The 18,259-nt window shown below is 60.1% G+C and carries 12 protein-coding genes and 2 pseudogenes; 6 read left to right on the forward strand and 8 right to left on the reverse strand.

Translation table 11 applies throughout. The features are described from left to right. Window positions 1–185: 185 nt before the first annotated feature. The gene (locus H4P12_RS08060; protein ID WP_187793128.1) at window positions 186–1,550 is read left to right on the forward strand and encodes an aminotransferase; all 1,365 of its coding nucleotides are present in this window, start codon (window positions 186–188) and stop codon (window positions 1,548–1,550) included. Further along, window positions 1,547–2,149 carry a class I SAM-dependent methyltransferase gene (locus H4P12_RS08065; protein WP_187793129.1) on the forward strand — a complete coding sequence of 201 codons (603 nt, stop codon included), beginning with the start codon at window positions 1,547–1,549 and terminating at the stop codon, window positions 2,147–2,149. The genes H4P12_RS08060 and H4P12_RS08065 overlap by 4 nt, the downstream gene beginning before the upstream one ends. Here H4P12_RS08065 and H4P12_RS08070 read toward each other — a convergent pair. Continuing rightward, complete coding sequence (locus H4P12_RS08070) at window positions 2,146–4,350, reverse strand: ComEC/Rec2 family competence protein (RefSeq protein WP_187793130.1); 2,205 nt, start codon at window positions 4,348–4,350, stop codon at window positions 2,146–2,148. The genes H4P12_RS08065 and H4P12_RS08070 overlap by 4 nt on opposite strands. A gap of 79 nt (window positions 4,351–4,429) precedes the next feature. Between H4P12_RS08070 and gltX the strand changes: the two genes are divergently transcribed. From gltX to H4P12_RS08085, 3 genes are all read left to right on the forward strand, one after another. Continuing rightward, window positions 4,430–5,857 carry a glutamate--tRNA ligase gene (gene gltX, locus H4P12_RS08075; RefSeq protein ID WP_425498206.1) on the forward strand — a complete coding sequence of 476 codons (1,428 nt, stop codon included), beginning with the start codon at window positions 4,430–4,432 and terminating at the stop codon, window positions 5,855–5,857. A 76-nt stretch (window positions 5,858–5,933) separates the two neighbouring features. After that, complete coding sequence (locus tag H4P12_RS08080; RefSeq protein WP_187793131.1) at window positions 5,934–7,226, forward strand: citrate synthase; 1,293 nt, start codon at window positions 5,934–5,936, stop codon at window positions 7,224–7,226. A 103-nt stretch (window positions 7,227–7,329) separates the two neighbouring features. Further along, the gene (locus H4P12_RS08085; RefSeq protein ID WP_187793132.1) at window positions 7,330–8,001 is read left to right on the forward strand and encodes an SDR family NAD(P)-dependent oxidoreductase; all 672 of its coding nucleotides are present in this window, start codon (window positions 7,330–7,332) and stop codon (window positions 7,999–8,001) included. 53 nt (window positions 8,002–8,054) lie between these two features. Here the strand turns inward: H4P12_RS08085 and H4P12_RS08090 are convergent, their stop codons facing one another. The 5 genes and pseudogenes from H4P12_RS08090 to H4P12_RS08110 all read right to left on the reverse strand — a co-directional run bounded on the left by H4P12_RS08090 (window position 8,055) and on the right by H4P12_RS08110 (window position 13,741). Beyond that, entirely contained in the window at window positions 8,055–9,869 is a 1,815-nt protein-coding gene (locus tag H4P12_RS08090) for an aminopeptidase P family protein (RefSeq protein WP_187793133.1), read from the reverse strand. Continuing rightward, window positions 9,866–10,558 carry a metal-dependent hydrolase gene (locus H4P12_RS08095; protein WP_187793134.1) on the reverse strand — a complete coding sequence of 231 codons (693 nt, stop codon included), beginning with the start codon at window positions 10,556–10,558 and terminating at the stop codon, window positions 9,866–9,868. Before H4P12_RS08095 ends, H4P12_RS08090 begins: the two co-directional genes overlap by 4 nt. A gap of 66 nt (window positions 10,559–10,624) precedes the next feature. Then, entirely contained in the window at window positions 10,625–12,361 is a 1,737-nt protein-coding gene (recJ, locus tag H4P12_RS08100; RefSeq protein ID WP_187793135.1) for a single-stranded-DNA-specific exonuclease RecJ, read from the reverse strand. A gap of 81 nt (window positions 12,362–12,442) precedes the next feature. Continuing rightward, window positions 12,443–13,407: pseudogene (gene glpX, locus H4P12_RS08105) on the reverse strand (class II fructose-bisphosphatase). Between the two features lie 82 nt (window positions 13,408–13,489). Then, window positions 13,490–13,741, reverse strand: a complete 252-nt coding sequence (locus H4P12_RS08110) for a BolA family protein (RefSeq protein WP_187793136.1) — start codon at window positions 13,739–13,741, stop codon at window positions 13,490–13,492. An 80-nt stretch (window positions 13,742–13,821) separates the two neighbouring features. Here H4P12_RS08110 and H4P12_RS08115 point away from each other — a divergent pair, with 80 nt between their 5' ends. Beyond that, window positions 13,822–14,448 carry a J domain-containing protein gene (locus H4P12_RS08115; protein ID WP_187793137.1) on the forward strand — a complete coding sequence of 209 codons (627 nt, stop codon included), beginning with the start codon at window positions 13,822–13,824 and terminating at the stop codon, window positions 14,446–14,448. Window positions 14,449–14,522: 74 nt separating this feature from the next. Here the strand turns inward: H4P12_RS08115 and lnt are convergent, their stop codons facing one another. Together lnt and H4P12_RS08125 are read right to left on the reverse strand one after the other, a co-directional pair. After that, window positions 14,523–16,043 carry an apolipoprotein N-acyltransferase gene (lnt, locus tag H4P12_RS08120; RefSeq protein WP_246449045.1) on the reverse strand — a complete coding sequence of 507 codons (1,521 nt, stop codon included), beginning with the start codon at window positions 16,041–16,043 and terminating at the stop codon, window positions 14,523–14,525. Window positions 16,044–16,553: 510 nt separating this feature from the next. Beyond that, a pseudogene (locus H4P12_RS08125) lies at window positions 16,554–18,200 on the reverse strand (DEAD/DEAH box helicase); the annotation flags it as partial. Window positions 18,201–18,259 lie beyond the last annotated feature (59 nt).

Here is an 18,259-nt window from a genome sequence, read left to right on the forward strand (position 1 = left end):
TTCTCTCTGGCTACGTGGCGATATGGCTGCGCAAGGTAAAGAGTGTGCGATCGGCGCGTGATGTCAATGCCGGGAAGTGGCCGGGGGGGGTGACGTTCGGGCGACAGGCTTGGCTTCGCGCCCCATTGAACGCCCGTCGCAGCGGCGATAGCCTGCGCATAAATCACTCTATCGGAGGCCCGCACATGACGACCCCGCAAAGCTGGGAAGCCCGCGCAGATGAATATTCCCTTTATGGCTTCACCGACCTGCCCAGCGTTCACGAACGCGGCGCCGTCATTTTGACGCATGGCGAAGGGCCTTATGTCGTTGACGTGAATGGCAAACGCTATCTGGATGCCAATTCCGGCCTGTGGAATATGGTCGCGGGTTTCGACAACAAGGACCTGGCTGACGCGGCCAAGGCGCAATACGATCGTTTTCCGGGCTATCACGCCTTTTTCGGCCGCATGTCGGATCAGACGGTCTTGCTGTCGGAAAAGCTGGTCGAGGTATCGCCATATGATCGCGGCCGGGTTTTCTATACCAACTCGGGGTCCGAAGCGAATGATACCATGGTCAAGATCCTGTGGTTCCTGCATGGCAGCGAGGATAAACCGAAACGTCGCAAGATCCTGACGCGCTGGAATGCCTATCACGGCGTGACGGTGGTCTCGGCCAGCATGACCGGAAAGCCCTATAACGAGGTTTTCGGCTTGCCGCTGGACGGTTTTATCCATCTGACCTGCCCGCATTACTGGCGCTTTGGCAAAGACGGCGAAACGGAAGAAGCGTTTACCCAACGTCTGGCAGACGAGCTGGAAGAAACCATCAAACGCGAAGGGGCCGATACCATCGCGGGCTTCTTTGCCGAGCCGGTGATGGGGGCGGGCGGTGTTATCCCGCCATCCAAGGGCTATTTTCAGGCTATCGCACCGATTCTGAAGAAATACGACATCCCGCTGATCTCGGATGAAGTGATTTGCGGCTTTGGGCGCACTGGAAATACCTGGGGCTGCGAAACCTATGGCTTTACGCCCGATGCCATCATCAGCTCGAAGAACCTGACTGCCGGCCTGTTCCCGATGGGTGCGGTTATCCTTGGTCCCGAACTGGCCGATCGTGTGCAGGCCGCGGTCGAAAAGATCGAGGAATTTCCGCACGGTTTCACCGCCTCGGGCCATCCGGTCGGCTGCGCCATCGCGCTGAAGGCCATCGAGGTGGTGATGAAGGGTGGACTGGCAGATAACGTCAGACGCCTTGCACCCCGGATGGAGGCTGGGTTGCGCGCAATCATGGATCGCAGCAACAATATCGGCGAATTGCGTGGCGTCGGCTTCATGTGGGCGCTTGAGGCGGTCAAGGACAAGGCGACCAAAACGCCGTTCGACAGCAGCCTGTCGGTCAGCGAACGCATCGCCAATACCTGCACCGATCTGGGTCTGATCTGCCGTCCGCTGGGCCAGTCCATCGTCTTGTGCCCGCCCTTCATCCTGACCGAAGACCAGATGGATGAAATGTTCGAGAAGCTGGAACAGGCCCTGAACAAGGTTTTCGCCGAGGTTGCATGAGTGGCGATGCACTGAAAATCTATCAGGCGAATGCAGAACGTCTGGCGCAGCAGTATGAACTGATTGCGCCGGATGCGCTGTATAGGCCTGTCGCAGACCTGTTGCCACCTGTCGGCCGCATGGCCGATATCGGGGCTGGCAGTGGTCGCGATGCGGCATGGTTTTCAGCCCAGGGTTATCACGTTACGGCGGTCGAGCCGGTCGCAGGATTGCGCGAGGCGGGGCTGCGTTATCACGCCGATACGCGTATCGCGTGGCTGGACGACCAGCTGCCCAAGCTGTTGCGTCTGCGGGCACTTGCGCCTTTTGCCTTGGTGACGATGGCCGCCGTCTGGCACCATGTCCCGGCCGCAGAACGCAACGCCGCCATGGCGTCCCTTGCCGCGATCCTTGCCCCGGCGGGCCGTGCGATCATGTCTTTGCGACAGGGACCGGTCGACCCTGCACGCGGGCTTTTTGATGCCGACGCGGATCAGGCTGTCATCCTTGCCGCGCAGTATGGGCTGTCCTTGATTGGCCGGCGAACGGTGCCGTCCAGCCAGTCGCACAATCAACATACCGATATCACCTGGACCTGGTTAGTTTTGCAGCGTGACTAGCTGCCCAGCCGAGGCTGTCTTTCCTCCGTTGTCGTAATCTTGGGCGCAACGCGTTCAAAATCGATGGCGACTGCGCCCGTGCGCCGCAGATGTTTCAGATCGAACAGAAGACATCCTGGGTTCCTCGCCTCGACGACTTCTGATGCGACGACGATATGTCTTGGCTGACAGGCCGGTATCGCCCGCTGGCCAGCGCCTTTTCCGGTGAAATGAAAGATTTTCCAGCTGTTTGGCAAATCCGCCCGCCGATCACGACGATCACCGGTCCATGCCGGGCGGGCGGCGGATTCCTGTTGCGTCGCAATATCGCCATCTTCGAGCAACCAGTTTTCGACAGTAAAGGCCCCGCCGGACGGCTTGGATACGGCGCGGCCCAACGGCGTTTGCACGCCGACGGCATCCCCGCTCTCGGATATCAGAATCATCGGGCGGCCGGATGTGCCCCATAAGCCGGCGGCGACGATCAACATGGTCAAGCCCGAACTGACCCCGACCATCGGGCCGATCTGACGATGGCGCAAAAGACCTTTGCGCCATGACAGAACCGCCAGCGCAGCGCCGTAGCACAGCAATGGCAGAACGGCGGCAGGCGGCATGGCAATCGCCGTGACCGATCCATCCAGACCTGCGACGTAATTCGCCACGATCAGCATCCATTTCGTCCCGACACCCATGACCCAAAGGGCCGGTCCCGCCAACCCGATCGGGGCAAGGAGAGCGGCGATCACCCCTGCGGGCATCACCAACGCCCCCATGACCGGAACCGTCAGCAGGTTCGCCAGCAATCCGTATTGCGCCATGCGGTTGAAATGCACCGCCGCGATGGGCGAGGTTGCGATGGATGCCACCAGTGACGACAGCAGCAGGATCGCAATCGGCCGCAGCCAGAACGGAATATGCGGCGAAACGCGCGACCATGGGCCATAGACCAGTATCAATGCAATCGTGGCCGCAAAGCTCATCTGAAAGCCGGGGCTGGTCAGTGCTTCGGGGCTGTAGATCAGGATCATCGTCGCCGCGAGCGCCACCGTGCGCAGCGAGATGGCGCGACGATCCACCAGAATGGCGACCAGCATGACGGCGACCATGACATAGGATCGTTCGGTCGCAACGCCGCCGCCCGACAGCCAAAGATAGACGGTCGCAGCCGCCAATGCGCCAATTGCGGCCATCTTGTGCGTCGCCAGGGGCATCGGGATGCGGAGGCCCTGCAGCAGAACCAACGCCAGACGCAGCGAGGTGTAGACGAAGCCGGCCAGCATGCTCATGTGCAGGCCCGAGATCGAGATGATGTGGTAAAGGTTCGAGGCGCGCATCACCTTATTCGTGGCTTCCTCGATCCCCGAACGATCGCCGGTCATCAAGGCCGAGGCGACAGCCCCCTCCTGACCGCCGATCCGGCTTTGAATCGCGGCGCTGATCCTCATTCGCAGGCGATGCATCTGCCACGCTCCCCCCGCGGGCGGGGTTACAGCCATGATTGGCGTTCGCGTGTAGCCAACTGCGCCCAATTCCTGAAACCACGCCATGCGACGAAAATCGAAGCTGTCGGGCGATGCGGGACCGGGCGGTGGGCTGAGATGTCCGGTCAGCATGATCCGCTGGCCAAGCGGAGGGATTTCCCGCGTCGCCATATCCATCAACGATAACCGCACCCGTTCAGGTGTCCGACGCGGTGCGACGTCACGCAGGATCACCTGATCCAGGGTCAGTCGGATGCGATCACGGGCGGATCGGTCGATATTGACCACGCGGCCTTCAACCGGGCCGTAATAGCGCCATTCCAAGACCGGTGCCGCAACCTGAGCCGACCGGATTTCTGCAAGGCCCGCACCTGCGATCACAAGCATCGTGGTCAGGCCGCCCAGCCGCAGCGTATCGGCGGCCCGCCAACTGATCCGGCCACGCTCTGCCAAGGGATGCGCGATCCGCCATGCCGACAGCCCCATGAAGGCCAGGAAGGTCAGCATGATCCACGCCACAGAGTGCAGGTTTCCAGAAACCAGGAACCATCCGCCGATCCCGACCGACAGAAAAACGGGCACCCAGCTGAACAGGCCCGCCCGGCTGGCTGCAGCCGGACGGGCGGGGCGCGTGAAAGCGTGTTTCGATGCCCCGATCCGGGAAGGAGCAAAACCCGGCAGGACATTTTCACCGCTTGGCGCTGGATATGTGGGAACAAGGCCGGAAGATGCGGCCATTCTTGTCCTTTCGCTGCTGCTTCTCTATCTCTTCACCACAAAGATGGCATGGCCTGCTTACCAAACGATTAATACCGCCATGCCTTTTCGCGATATTCAGAAGGCCGCCATGTCCGACACCGCACAGATCGTTACCCGTTTCGCCCCGTCCCCGACCGGTTACCTGCATATTGGTGGCGCGCGCACTGCATTGTTCAACTGGCTTTATGCGCGTGGTCGGGGCGGTAAGTTCCTGTTGCGGATCGAAGATACCGACCGCGCCCGCTCTACCGACGAGGCGACTCTGGCCCTGCTGAAGGGGTTGACGTGGCTGGGGTTGGATTGGGATGGCGAGCCCGTCAGCCAGTTCGCGCGGATCGACCGCCATGCCGATGTCGCGCGGCAGATGCTGGATCAGGGCAACGCCTATAAATGCTTCTCGACGACAGAAGAAATTGCGGCGTGGCGCGAAGAGCACCCGCATCAGCCCTTCCAAAGCGCATGGCGTGACGCAACGGAATTGCCGGACGGGCCCTATGCGATCCGTCTGAAGGCACCGCGCAGCGGTGAAACGGTTGTCCACGATCAGGTGCAAGGCGATGTGCGTTTTGCCAACGATCAACTGGATGACATGGTCTTGCTGCGCAGCGATGGCACCCCCGTTTATATGCTGGCCGTCGTCGTGGACGATCACGATATGGGTGTGACGCACGTCATTCGTGGCGATGACCATTTGACCAATGCCGCTCGGCAGATGCAGATCTATAACGCAATGGGTTGGCCCCTGCCGGTTTACGCGCATATCCCGCTGATCCACGGCGAGGATGGCAAAAAGCTGTCCAAGCGTCATGGCGCGGTCGGCCTGCATGAATTTGCGGCGCTTGGTTATCCTGCTGCCGCGATGCGGAACTATCTGGCACGTCTGGGTTGGAGCCATGGCGATGATGAACTGTTCACCGATCAGCAGGCGCGGGAGTGGTTTGATTTGTCAGGTATCGGCAAGGCACCTGCGCGTCTGGACTTCAAGAAGCTGGAACATATCAGCGGCTATCACATCGGGCTGATGGACGATGACACCCTGATGTCGGAATTGGATGGGTTCTTGGCCGAAACAGGCAGTAACCCCCTGACGGACCTTCAAAAGCAGCGCATCCGCGCCGCGCTGCCTGTTCTGAAAGAAAAGGCTAAAACCCTGCCGCAATTGTTGGAGCAGGGGCATTTTGCGATGATCCAGCGCCCAGTGGAAGTGGACGAGAAGGCGGTCAAGAACCTGGATACGGTATCCCGTGGTATGCTGAGATCGTTGACTGCCGCAGTGCAGCATGCTAGCTGGTCGCGAGACGAGTTGGAGCAGGCTGCCAAGCAGGTTGCAGAAGAAAACGGCGTCGGTCTGGGCAAAATTGCGGGTCCGCTGCGCGCCGCACTGGCCGGCCGGACAGCGACGCCCAGCGTGTTCGATATGATGACAGCGCTCGGCCGCGAAGAATCGCTGGCCCGGTTGCAGGACCAAACGGAATTGGCAGGCTGACGCCTGCCCTCACTTGCCAGGGTCACCCCCAAGCCAAGGCGTGAAGGTGATCCGGCCCAGCCGGAAAGGACGTTGTATGGCCGACGCTAAATCCGCCAAGCTAATTTTGAACGAATCCGAATATGATCTGCCGATCCTAAGCCCGACGGCAGGACCGGATGTTCTGGACATCCGCAAGCTTTATGGTCAGGCGGATGTGTTTACCTACGATCCGGGCTTCACTTCGACCGCAAGCTGCGATTCGACCATCACTTATATCGACGGCGACAAGGGAGAGTTGTGGTATCGCGGCTACCCGATCGAGCAACTGGCTGCGAAATCGAACTATCTCGAAGTCTGCTATCTGCTGCTTTACGGTGAGCTGCCAAGCGAAGAGCAGATGAATGATTTCCGCACCCGTGTGACCCGTCACACCATGGTGCATGAACAGATGCACAACTTCTTCCGCGGTTTCCGCCGCGACGCCCATCCAATGGCGACGATGGTTGGCGTCGTTGGTGCGATGTCGGCATTCTACCCGGATTCGACCGATATCAACGATCCGTGGCAGCGCGAAGTCGCAGCAATCCGCCTGATCGCCAAACTGCCGACGATCGCGGCCATGGCCTATAAATATTCGATCGGGCAGCCTTTCGTTTATCCGCAAAACGATCTGGATTATGCCTCGAACTTCCTGAACATGTGTTTCTCGGTCCCGGCCGAGAAGTATACGGTTGATCCGGCGCTGGCCAAGGCGATGGACCGCATCTTTACGTTGCATGCCGATCACGAACAGAACGCGTCGACATCGACCGTGCGTCTGGCCGGATCGTCGGGTGCCAATCCCTTCGCCTGTATCGCTGCGGGTATTGCCTGTCTGTGGGGGCCTGCGCATGGCGGCGCCAATCAGGCGGCGCTGGAAATGCTGCAGCAAATCGGCACCGTGGACAAGATCCCGGAATATATCGCCCGCGCCAAGGACAAGGACGATCCGTTCCGCCTGATGGGTTTTGGCCACCGCGTCTACAAGAACTTCGACCCGCGGGCGAAGGTCATGAAAGAATCGGCGGACGAAGTTCTGGACCTGCTGGGGATCGAGAATAATCCGACGCTGCAAGTCGCCAAGGAACTGGAAAAAATCGCGCTGGAGGACGAATATTTCGTTGACCGGAAGCTGTATCCGAACGTCGATTTCTATTCGGGCATCATCCTGTCGGCGATGGGCTTCCCGACGTCGATGTTCACACCGATCTTTGCGTTGTCGCGCACGGTTGGCTGGATTTCGCAGTGGAAAGAGATGATTGCCGATCCGCAGAACAAGATCGGTCGCCCGCGTCAGCTGTATATCGGCAGCGACAAGCGCGATTATCTGGATATTTCCAAACGCTGAAACCGGCAAAAATTGTCATGCAAAGGGCCCTTGCGGGGCCCTTTGTCATATGGCCGGGGCATGGTGTCTTGCACCGGATCGGTGTGAATGGCATGGGAACGACATGAGCGAAGCAGATCATACGAACGCGCCCAAGCTGGCGTTGGTGACAGGGGCCTCGCGTGGGCTTGGCGCGGCCTTGGCCGAAGGTTTGGCCACGCGTGGCTATCACGTGCTGGCGGTTGCCCGCACGGTTGGAGGTTTGGAGGAACTGGACGACCGCATTCGCCGGGCGGGCGGATCGGCTACGCTGGCACCAATGGATGTGACCAACCCCGAGGCGATGCAGCAGATGGCCGAGGCCGTCGCAAACCGTTGGGGAGGGCTTGATCTGTGGGCACATACTGCGATCCACGCGGCCCCGCTGGCGCCGGCGCCGCAGATTGATGGCAAGGACTGGGCGAAGTCGACCTTGCTGAACATCGAGGTCACGCGTGGTCTGATCGCCTTGCTAGAGCCTCTTTTGCGTTTGAAAAACGGCACGGCGATGTTCTTTGACGATCCGCAGGCGGGCGAGAAATTCTTTGGCGCTTATGGGGCGACCAAGGCCGCGCAGATCGCGCTGGCACGAAGCTGGCAGGCGGAAACGGCGAAACTGGCGGGGCTGAAAATTGTCGTCGACGCGCCAACCTCGATGCCAACGGCTGTGCGCGCGCGCTTTTATCCGGGCGAAGATCGTGCTGTTCTGACCCCGTGCAAGGCCGAGGCCGAGCGTATTCTGCAGCAATATCTTTGATCGGCGTCCCGCGACGGCGGGGGGCTGCCTGCCCCCCGACCCCCGGGAGTATTTTACAAAGAAGAAATCAGGCCGATAGGTGCTGTCGCCTTGATCAGCCAGTCTTGGCTTTGATCATCGACAAGCGGCGACAGCTCCGCACGAACCCATGCGTGATAATCGTTCAGCCAATCGATTTCATCCTGTGACATCCGGTTCGTGTCAATGGCGCGCGTATCAATCGGGCAAAGCGTCAGCGTCTCAAAGCCCAGCATTTGCCGACCCGGTTCTGCCGGAACCTCTTGTACGACGATCAGGTTTTCCAGCCGGATGCCAAAGGCGCCTTCGCGGTAATAGCCCGGCTCATTCGACAGGATCATACCCGGTTGCAGAGCGACATTGCTGATCCGGCTGATGCGGATCGGGCCTTCATGCACGCAAAGGGCCGCGCCGACGCCGTGGCCGGTGCCATGGTCATAGTCAAGGCCAAGGCTCCACAAGAACTGCCGTGCCAATGCGTCGAGATGCGCCCCTGCCACGCCTTTTGGGAATTGCGCGCGACTGATTGCGATCATACCGCGAAGCACTGCAGTAAAGGGTTCTACCGAACCTTCAGGCGGATTGCCCAAGGGCAAGGTGCGGGTGATGTCGGTCGTGCCGTCGGGATATTGTCCGCCGGAATCGATCAGCAACATTTCGTCCTGCGCCATACGGCGGTTGGTCGCGGTCGAGACCTTGTAATGCACGATGGCACCGTTTGGGCCCGCGCCCATGATCGTGTCAAAGCTGATGTCAGTGATGCCTTGCTGCACCCGGTAGTCTTCCAGCTTTCGGACCACATCAATTTCGGTCAGGTTGGCGGGGTCCTGCTTGTCCAGCCAAGCCAGAAGGCTGACCATTGCTGCGCCATCGCGCCGATGGGCATCGCGCATCCCGCGCAGCTCAGCCTGATTCTTAATTGCTTTCGGCATGATCGCCGGATCAGGGCCGGGCGAAATCTGTGTCCCCGACCCTTCCAGAAGTCGGAACGCAGCTTCGGGCGCCGATGCGGGATCAAGCCTGACCGGACCCTCCAGATCGGTCAATGCCGCAGACAGACCTGCGGGTGGCAGGATCGAGACCTGATTGCCCAATTTCGCCCGCAACTGATCGTCGAATTTTGCCGGATCGGCAAAAAGTGCGACCTGCCCGTCATCAGACAGCACGGCAAAGCTTTGGACGATGGGATTTTTTGGTACGTCCGCGCCACGGATATTCAGCAGCCAAGAGATTGAATCGGGCAATGACAGGAACGCTGCAGCCTCTCCGGCCTTTTTCAGTTCGGCGGCCAATCGGGCACGCTTATCGGCCGAGCTTTCGCCGGAAAAGTCGTCGCGATGCATGCGGGCAGCACCAACCGGTGGTGCGGGGCGGTCGGTCCAGATCTGGTCAACGGGGTTATGGTCTACCGCGATCAGGCCGATTCCGCTGTCTTTCAGGGCGTGATCAATGGTTTCAATTTCCTTGCGCGTGTGCAGCCATGGATCGAAACCGATGCGCCCCCCATCGGGCAAGGCCTGCTGTAGCCAATCCGAAGGTGCCGTTTCAGGCCATGGCACCGGCGTAAAGTGGTTCAGGTCGATTTGTGATTTCACCTGCACGCGATAACGCCCGTCGATGAACACGCCTGCCTGATCGGCGGTCACGATGCAGAAGCCCGCACTGCCGGTAAAGCCGGTCAGCCATGCCAGTCGTGCATCGGCATCGGCGACATATTCACCCTGATGGGCATCGGCGCGCGGGATGATGAAGCCGTCCAGATCATCTTTGCGCAGTTGCTCGCGAAGAGAGGCCAGCCGCGCGGCATGATCCCCGACGCCCAATTCGCTGTCGAAATCCTGAAAACTCATAGGGCGATTTCTTTCATGACTTCCGGCTCTGCCACCCGGACACCGGGTAGACCGGCAATCAGATCATCCGCCGACTGTTCCAGCAACGGGAAGGTCTTGTAATGGCAGGGGATGACCGTCTTGAAATTGAAATACCTCCGCGCGGCATAGGCGGCACGCTTCATATCCATCGTGAAATGGCCGCCAGCGCAGAGAATACCGATATCGGGCTTATGATAATCGCCCATCCATTCCATATCGGCCATGATGTCCGTGTCGCCCGACACATAGATGACATGGCCGTCGCCGGCGATCATGTAACCTGATTCGTGACCTGCATAGATCGGGCCATCCGCCCCCTCGATCGAGCTTGAATGGGTGGCGTTCACCATGGTGACCTTGGCCCCGTTAAGATCAACGGTTCCGCCTTTGTTAAAGCCAATGCCCTGGACTTCATGATGTGTCGTCCAGCTGCCGATCAGGTCGTAGATACCGACGATGGGGATGTGCAGTTCTTTGGCAATCGACAGCGCGTCGCCGGTATGATCGCCATGCCCATGGGTCAGCAGGATATGTGTCGCGCCCTTGATCGCCGCGGCACGCATATCTTCAGGGAAAACCGGATTGCCTGACATCCAGGGGTCTATCAGGATTACAGCGTCTTCGATCTCCATCCGGAAACCGGAATGTCCAAGCCAGGTCAGTTTCATCACTGCCTCCTTCTGTGATTGGGGTCACGTTATCGACGCCTCAAGCCGGTGACCAGAGGATGCGGTTCAGGCCGATGCCGCATCGTCCAGCCGCAGGCGCAGCCGTTCACGGCCGCCCCAGGTCGATAGATCCAGTTTGCCAGCCAGATGGAAACGCCGTCCCTTGGCCCCCATCAGGGCAGGACCAAGCGGCCCCGACATCGCCCCCCAGGCAACGGCTTCCAGCGCGGGCGATCCGGCGCTGCGAAACGACAATCGCAGGTGATTGTCGCCCATGGTGCTGACGCTGTCGATCAATTGATCGGCAAAGACGAAACGCGGGGCCGGTGCGGCCTGGCCAAAGGGGCCTGCATCTTCCAATTGCCGATACAGTTGTGGGGTTGCTCCGCTGCTTTCCAGCAGGCCCGAGACGCGTAACTCGTTCGTTCCGGTGCGATTTTCCAGATCACGAGAGATAAGTTCGGCCAGACGTTCCATCGCTGGCTGGATCATCTCTTCCGCGACTGTCAGACCGGCAGCCATCTCATGCCCCCCGCCCTTGATCAGCAAGTCTTCGCGGGCAAGGCGCTGGATCGCACGGCCCAGATCGACGCCCGGAACCGACCGCGCCGAGCCTTTTCCGATGCCCGCTTCCACGCCGATCACGACGGACGGGCGGTCTGTCGCCTCTTTGATGCGGGCCGCGACGATGCCCACAACGCCGGGATGCCATCCCTGACCCGCGGCCCATGACAGTAAGGTATCACCGCGCGCGTCGACCTGTGCCAAGGCTTCTTCGCGCACAGCGGATTCAATAGCGCGGCGTTCGCGGTTCAACTCATCCAACTGCTCGGCCAGCCGCAGTGCTTCGCGAGGATCGCGGGCAGCCAGACACAGTGCCCCCAGATCGGCACGACCGACGCGCCCCCCGGCATTGATGCGTGGCCCCAGCAGAAACCCCAGATGAAAGGCACTTGGCGGCCCATCCAGCCGTGCGACATCCGATAGGGCAACCAGACCGGGACGCTGCCTGCGGGCCATGACGGTCAGACCCTGTCGGACAAAGGCCCGATTGACGCCGACCAAGGGCGCGACATCGGCAATGGTCGCCAGCGCGACAAGGTCCAGCAAAGCCATCAAGTCAGGTTCGGGCTTTTCCAGCTTGCGCAAGACGCGACCGGCCTGAACCAGGGTCAGAAAGACCACGCCAGCCGCGCAAAGATAACCCAGATCACCGCTTTCATCTGTGCGGTTCGGGTTCACCACAGCCAGTGCGGGCGGCAAGGTTTCCGCGCCAAGATGGTGATCCAGAACGATCACATCGGCAGCCGCCGCCGCCGCAAGCGCGTCGTGACTAAGTGTTCCACAATCAACGCAAATAATCAGATCATGGTCGGCCGCCAGCGACGACATGGCGGGCACATTGGGCCCATATCCTTCGTCTATCCGGTCAGGGATATACAGCGTCGCATCCCGCCCCTGGCCGCGCAGCCAATCCAGCAATAATGCCGCCGACGATCCGCCATCCACATCATAATCGGCAAAAATCGCAATACGCTGCCCTTTGACAGTGGCGTCCACCAGTCGTTCGGCTGCCGTCTCCATATCACGCAGTTTCAACGGATCAGGAAGAAGATCCCTCAACTTGGGCGTCAAGAAGCTCTCGGCATCCGCAGCCTCAACCCCACGTTCCGCCAGAATCCGCGTCACCGACAGGGGCAGGCCGGTTTGCTGCGCCAAGCCTTCCGCCAGCCGTTCAACCGGCGCCTCTGGGCCAATCCAACGACGCCCGGTCAGCGATTGCTCGATGCCAAGAAACGCCACGCTGCCTCGATTTCTTCTTTGTGAAAATACCCTGGGGGAGGCCCGCAGGGCCGGGGGCAAAGCCCCCTGCCTTCCGATATCTTACTTGATCGGGTTGCGATAGATCATCCGACGAACCGAGCCGGTTTTCGACCGCATCAGGATGGTTTCCGTTTGCAGATAGCCAGGCTCGCGCTTTACGCCGGCAACGATCGAGCCATTGGTGACGCCGGTCGCAGCGAAAATCACATCTGCAGTCACCAACTCATCGCGCGAATAGATGCGGTTCAGATCCGTGATGCCTGCCTTGCGCGCCCGCGCAACCTCATCGTCATTGCGAAACAGCAAGCGGCCCCAGATCTGGCCGCCCATGCATTTCAGTGCCGATGCCGCCAGAACTCCTTCAGGCGCACCGCCGGAACCCATATACATGTCGATCCCGGTCAATTCGGCTTCGGCGGTGTGAATGACACCTGCGACGTCGCCATCCGTGATCAGACGAATGGCGGCACCGGTTTCGCGAACCTCTGCAATCATGTCTTCGTGACGCGGGCGTTCAAGGATACAGACCGTGATATCGCTGCCTTTGACGCCGCGTGCCTTGGCCAGGGCGTGCACCCGCTCGGATGGGGTCATGTCCAGGCTAACCACATCCTTGGCATAGCCCGGACCAATCGCCAGCTTGTCCATGTAAACGTCCGGCGCATGCAGCAGCGTGCCGCGTGGAGCCATGGCGATCACAGTCAGGGCATTGGGCATATCCTTGGCGGTCAGCGTGGTCCCTTCCAGCGGGTCCAGCGGATGTCCACATCGGGACCGTTGCCGGTGCCGACTTCTTCGCCGATATACAGCATCGGGGCTTCGTCACGTTCGCCCTCGCCGATGACGACCACACCCTTGATGTCCAGCATGTTCAACTGATCGCGCATGGCATTGACCGCTGCCTGATCGGCGGCTTTTTCGTCCCCGCGACCGATCAGCAGGGCCGAGGCATGTGCCGCAGCTTCGCTGACGCGGGCCAGCCCCAACGACAGCATACGATCATTGAAATCCTTGGGCGTGCTCATGGTTTTTCCTTGCTTGACAGCTTATTTATGCGAGCTTCTACGCGGGGCATTTTCCAGCGACAAGCCTGTGGGCGCTAACGGCCTAGCTTTCGGCCAGTTCCAGCGCCAGGGCATGAATCCTCGGAACGATATCGCCCAGGGTCTCATGGACCAGCCTGTGACGTTGCACCCGACCCATGCCGGTAAAGACCGGACTGGCCATGCGAATGCGAAAATGGCTTTCACCGCCGTCGCGATAGCCCGCGTGACCGCGATGGCTTTCGCTTTCGTCGACCACGTCCAGCCGCGTTGGCTGCAAAACAGCCAGTCTTTCCTTCATTTCATCGACGATCATCACCACTTCCCTTCGTCAAGACCTTTCATGTCGCGTGAAATAGCTTAAAGTGTTGCCTCCGAAACGCAAAGGTGCCCAGAATGAGCAGTAGTGACCCGTTCGGATTCGATATCTCTGCCGCCAAGGATAAAAAGCGGCGGAATAAAGGACGCCGTGGTATGTCCGGTGCCTTCGAGACCTCGACTCGCGTCTGCGAGAAAGAGGGCTGCGACGAGCCGGGCCAATATCGTGCGCCCAAGAATCCGCGGAATTTGGACGATTATTTTTGGTTCTGCAAAGAACATGTTCGCGAATACAATGCGAACTGGAATTACTTTCAGGGTCAAAGCGAGGAAGAATTCCAGCAATTCATTGATAATGCCACCGTGTGGGAACGCCCGACCAAACCCTTCGGACGTGCCGCGGAAGAGCAGAAATGGGCGCGTCATGGCGTCAGTGACCCCTTGGAAATTCTGGGGGCCAACGGCACGTCGCCCGAGGCACGCGCCAAGATCAGCCGCAAGCTGCCTCCGACCGAACGCAAGGCGCTGGAAATCCTTGAAGCCAAGGACACCTGGACGCGCGTCGAGATTCGGAAGCAATACAAATCGCTGGTGAAGGACTTGCACCCTGACATGAATGGCGGTGACCGTTCCGACGAAGACCGTCTGGCCGAGGTCGTTTGGGCGTGGGATCAGCTCAAGGACAGCCGCAATTTCCGTGATTGATTCGGCGTGGACGGAGATTGATGCTCCGCCGTCCTTCAGGCGGGCTTCCTGTGGGTATTTAAGCAAAGAAGAAATCAGGTGCGGCGGCGGATCGCGATTGCCGCACCCAAGATTGCTGTCAGCAGCAGGATCGGTGCGTTACCCCATCTGATCCAGAAGGTTTCTGGCAGCGCCGCAGGCAATTGAGCATCAATTTTCCCTTGCTGGCTCATGCCAAGTGAGACGCGAATATCGCCCCGCGCATCTATGACCGCGCTGACGCCCGTATTGGCGGCACGGATCAGCGGCAGGCCGGCTTCGATGGCACGCAATTGGGCCTGCTCAAGATGTTGGTAGGGGCCGGAAAACTTGCCGAACCACGCGTCATTCGTGGCCTGCAACAGCCATCCGGGGCGGTCGTCGACAGCACGCAAATGCTGCGGAAAGATTGCCTCATAGCAAATCAAAGGCTGAAAATCGGGGATATTTTGGCCAAGCTGGATGACGCGGGGGCCGGTGCCGGGGGAATATCCGTGACCTTCCTGCGCGGCAAAGGCCGAAATGCCGATTTTTGCCATCATATCCCCCCAGGGAATATATTCGCCAAATGGAACCAGATGGAATTTGTCGTAGACCGGGCCAAGCGAGGCGCCCGCATTCAGCGTGACGAGGCTGTTGTAATAGCGGCTGCCTTCGCGGCGTTGGATTCCCATGATCAGCGGGGCATCGGCCGCTTGTGACATCACAGGCAACAGATCGCTGGCGTCTTCCAACAGAAAATTGACAGCCGTTTCCGGCCAGATGACCAGATCGCGCGAGCCCGGTTCGGCTGAAATATCCAGCAGGCGGCGGAAGAAAATGCCCGACCATTCTGGGTCCCATTTCAGACGCTGTTCGGCATTGGGTTGGACGACGCGGATAATGGTTTGGTGGTCTGCGGGCAAAGGTGCGGCCAGACGTGCCATGCCTGCGGCCCAAACGGCGCCGATCAGCATGATCGAGGCGATCGTCCCCGGCACGAAGCGAGAGGCTTTGATCGCCTCGGATGGACGAGCCAAAAGCGTGGGAAGAACCGCCATCAGCAGCGTCAGGAATGAAAGCCCTGTTGCGCCAATCCAGGCCGCGCTTTGGGCTATGGGCGTTCCAATCCAGATCTGGCCGATCTGCGCCCAGGGCAGGCCGGTAAAAATCCAGCCGCGCAACCAGTCCGAAACGACCAGGGCGATGGCAATTGCAACGGCCTGCGCCCGCCAGCCGAGGCTGCCGCGCGTTGCGATCCATGCCGGGAGTGCCCAGAACAGGGCGCCGCCTAGTGCCATGAAAAACAGGGCAAAGGGGGCCATCCAGCCATAAACTTCTGGCTCGACCAGAAATGGATCGATGATCCAGCTCATGGCAAGGCCGAACCAACCGAAACCGGCGGCCAAGGCGTGCCAGAAAACCGTATGCGGCTGTGCGCGTGACAAACGCCACAGCAACACTGCCAATGCGATAACGGACGCGCCCCAGACGTTGAACGGCGCAAGGCCAAGGGCGGCGATCAGCCCAAGACCAAAATCCGGCAACAATCGCAGCAGGCTGGGCCTGCGACGAGGCAGGTGAGGTGGGGTCGTCAAGTTACGCCTGGCCTGCAATCACGCCTCGGCGTCAGCGTCACCATTTTCAGCAACGGGCTCGGCCTTTTTGCGACGGGTGCGTTTGGGCTTTTCAACCGCTTCCGCGCTGGCATCGGCTTCTGGTTCGGCCTTTTTGCGGCGCGTGCGTTTCGGCTTTTCTTCTGCGACCGGCTTTTCTTCTACGATCGGCTGTTCTTCCGGAGTCGCCGTCACTTCGGCTTCTGTTTTGGGTTTGCGGCTGCGGGTCTTGCGCGGCTTTGCGGCGTCCTCCGCGACGGTTTCATCTTTAGCTTCGGCCTTTTTGCGACGCGTGCGCTTTGGTGCGGCGGGAACTTCGGGATATTCGCCGACCGCGACTGGCGCGATCACGGCCACCACCTGCAAAGCAGGCTGCTCCTCAGTCACCGTATCCCCCGTAACTGGCGCGGCGACGGTATCGTTTGCCGCTGCTTCCGCCGTGTCCTGACGCGACGAGCGACGACGCGAACGGCCCCGTTTGTTGCCCGATTTCTCCTCGGGCTTCGGGGTCGGCTGCTCTTGCGTGATTTCAACGATCTCGGCCGTATCGTCGTCCTGTGCGAATTGAGATGTGCGCAATTCGACCAGCATGAATTCCGGAACATGATCACCCATGCCCATCACAGCCGGACCGCGGTCATCATAACGACCGCGATTGCGGCGGTCGCGCCGTTGATCGTCGCGGCGATCATCGCGGCGATCATCACGGCGGCTGTCATCACGGCGGCTGTCATCACGGCGGCTGTCATCACGACGCGTCTCGTCACGACGCGTCTCGTCGCGACGGCTATCGTCACGGCGTTCCTTGCGGTCGTCAAAACGCTCGCGCTTTTGCGGTTCCTGACGTTCTTCGCGGTGATTTTCGCTTTGGGCGTCCACGCCGGTATCCTTGCTATGTTCTTCGTCGCGATGGCCCCGACGGCGCTTGTCGCGTCCCTTGCGATCCTCACGGCCCGAACGCTGCGGGCGATCCGATTCCGACAAAGAAAAACCCTCCGGGATCGGAGCGCGGGGCAATGTCTGTTTCACCAGGTTCTCAATCGCCGCCAGAAGCTTTTCATCCGAAGGGGTGGCGATGCTGATGGCGGTGCCAAGCCGACCTGCGCGCCCGGTGCGTCCGATACGGTGAACATAATCCTCGGCATGGCCGGGCAAGTCGAAGTTGAAAACATGGCTGACAGCCGGAATGTCCAGACCGCGCGCAGCCACGTCAGAGGCAACCAGAAAACGCAGCTTGCCAACGCGGAACGCCTCAAGCGTGCGGGTCCGGTGCGACTGATCCAGATCACCGTGGATCGGTGCGGCGTCATACCCATGCTTTTTCAGCGACTTGTCGACGATGTCCACATCCGTCTTGCGGTTGCAGAAGATGATCGCGTTGGTCAGCTTGTCGCCTTCCGCGTCAATCAGCGCACGCATAAGATCGCGCTTCTGTTTGGCGGTCTGATCCCGCCGTGTGGGGGTCAGCTCAACCAGACGCTGCGTAATGGTTTCGCTGGTCGTGGCCTGACGCGCAACCTCGATCCGTTCCGGCGTGTGCAGGAAGGTGTTGGTAATGCGTTCGATTTCAGGTGCCATGGTGGCGCTGAAGAACAGCGTCTGGCGGGTGAATGGGGTCAGTTGGAAGATGCGTTCGATATCGGGGATGAACCCCATATCCAGCATCCGGTCGGCCTCGTCGACAACCATGATCTGCACGCCCGTCAGCAACAGCTTGCCACGTTCGAAATGGTCCAGAAGGCGCCCCGGTGTGGCGATCAGCACGTCCACGCCGCGGTCGATCAGCTTGTCCTGTTCGGCAAAGGACACGCCGCCGATCAGCAGCGCCTTGGTCAGTTTGGTGTGTTTGGCGTAGATGTCAAAATTCTCGGCCACCTGGGCTGCCAGTTCACGCGTCGGGCACAGAACCAGTGAACGCGGCATCCGGGCGCGGGCACGGCCACGACCCAGAAGGGTGATCATCGGCAGCGTAAAGCTGGCGGTCTTCCCGGTGCCGGTTTGCGCGATCCCAAGAACATCACGACCTTCCAATGCAGGCGGAATAGCCCCGGCCTGGATCGGCGTCGGATTGTCATACCCCGCTTCGACAATCGCTTTCAGCACTTTGGGGTCAAGTTTGAGATCAGAAAATTTCGTCATTCGGGGCTTTCTTGCGTTCCTGATTTGCGCCCCAAAAATGGGTGCGCCGATGCGTTCCT

It is taken from the genome of Paracoccus amoyensis, from assembly GCF_014490725.1.
In the GTDB taxonomy this organism is placed as follows: Bacteria; Pseudomonadota; Alphaproteobacteria; order Rhodobacterales; family Rhodobacteraceae; genus Paracoccus; species Paracoccus amoyensis.

Excerpts from the sequence above, each read along its gene's own strand:
- H4P12_RS08080 (WP_187793131.1), top strand. The coding sequence starts at position 5,934 with ATGGCCGACGCTAAATCCGCCAAGCTAATTTTGAACGAATCCGAATAT.
- H4P12_RS08070 (WP_187793130.1), bottom strand. The coding sequence starts at position 4,350 with ATGGCCGCATCTTCCGGCCTTGTTCCCACATATCCAGCGCCAAGCGGT.
- gltX (WP_425498206.1), top strand. The coding sequence starts at position 4,430 with ATGCCTTTTCGCGATATTCAGAAGGCCGCCATGTCCGACACCGCACAG.
- H4P12_RS08085 (WP_187793132.1), top strand. The coding sequence starts at position 7,330 with ATGAGCGAAGCAGATCATACGAACGCGCCCAAGCTGGCGTTGGTGACA.
- H4P12_RS08060 (WP_187793128.1), top strand. The coding sequence starts at position 186 with ATGACGACCCCGCAAAGCTGGGAAGCCCGCGCAGATGAATATTCCCTT.
- H4P12_RS08110 (WP_187793136.1), bottom strand. The coding sequence starts at position 13,741 with ATGATCGTCGATGAAATGAAGGAAAGACTGGCTGTTTTGCAGCCAACG.
- H4P12_RS08090 (WP_187793133.1), bottom strand. The coding sequence starts at position 9,869 with ATGAGTTTTCAGGATTTCGACAGCGAATTGGGCGTCGGGGATCATGCC.
- H4P12_RS08115 (WP_187793137.1), top strand. The coding sequence starts at position 13,822 with ATGAGCAGTAGTGACCCGTTCGGATTCGATATCTCTGCCGCCAAGGAT.
- H4P12_RS08065 (WP_187793129.1), top strand. The coding sequence starts at position 1,547 with ATGAGTGGCGATGCACTGAAAATCTATCAGGCGAATGCAGAACGTCTG.
- H4P12_RS08095 (WP_187793134.1), bottom strand. The coding sequence starts at position 10,558 with ATGAAACTGACCTGGCTTGGACATTCCGGTTTCCGGATGGAGATCGAA.